Annotated in this window: 1 protein-coding gene; it reads right to left on the reverse strand. The window is 60.0% G+C overall.

Annotated features, from left to right (window positions below; all coding sequences use genetic code 11):
• Nucleotides 1–18: 18 nt before the first annotated feature.
• The gene (locus tag P0D89_RS53605) at nucleotides 19–750 is read right to left on the reverse strand and encodes an IS6 family transposase (protein WP_408371386.1); all 732 of its coding nucleotides are present in this window, start codon (nucleotides 748–750) and stop codon (nucleotides 19–21) included.
• Nucleotides 751–773 lie beyond the last annotated feature (23 nt).

Consider the following 773-nt stretch of genomic DNA (forward strand, 5'->3'; position numbering starts at 1 on the left):
AAAGCGTAGTTATCCTGATTAGATAGCTTTCTGAGATGCGGCAGTGACAGTCCAACCATGCCATGTGACGAAGCGTTCCTGGAGTACGGCACGATGACATGCCGCGTTCATCCGATGTCTGGGCAGCGCGAAGTGCTGCCGGATCGGGCCAAAGCATGAAAGAAACGCTTGCGTGCGACGCGCATCGCGAAAGCCACACATCTGGCGTTCGCGCCTGCGGGTCGGTTGGTGGCTGTTCTCGGCACGGTTGTTCACACGTGCAGCCGCCTTGACGAAAACGTGCTTTACATGAGCGAGCTCAGGAATGTCAGCCTTCGCCGCCGGATAGCTGCGCAACTGGTCGGTCACGATCTTGCGCGGCACCGGGTTTGAACGCAGCACCCGCCGGAAGAAGCGCTTTGCCGCGGCCTTATCGCGCCGCTTTTGCACCAGCACATCGAGCTCAGCACCGTGCTCGTCGACCGCTCGCCACAACAGATACGGCTCGCCGCGCAGCGTCACGAACATCTCGTCCAGATGCCATATGCTGCCCGGCCTGGGCCGCGCCGCTTTGGCGCACCGGGCGAATTCAGCGCCGAATTTGTCGCACCAGCAACGGATCGTTTCGTACGTGACCACGACACCACGCTCGAGCAACAACTCCTCGACTTCGCGCAGGCTCAGGCTAAACCGGAAATACCACCGAACCGCGCAGCTGATGACGACGGCAGGGAAGCGGTGACCGTGATAAAGCGATTTCGTTTTCTTCATCACTTCATTCTACCGCCGCCTCC

It is taken from the genome of Paraburkholderia sp. RL18-085-BIA-A, assembly GCF_046027075.1.
In the GTDB taxonomy this organism is placed as follows: domain Bacteria; phylum Pseudomonadota; class Gammaproteobacteria; order Burkholderiales; family Burkholderiaceae; genus Paraburkholderia.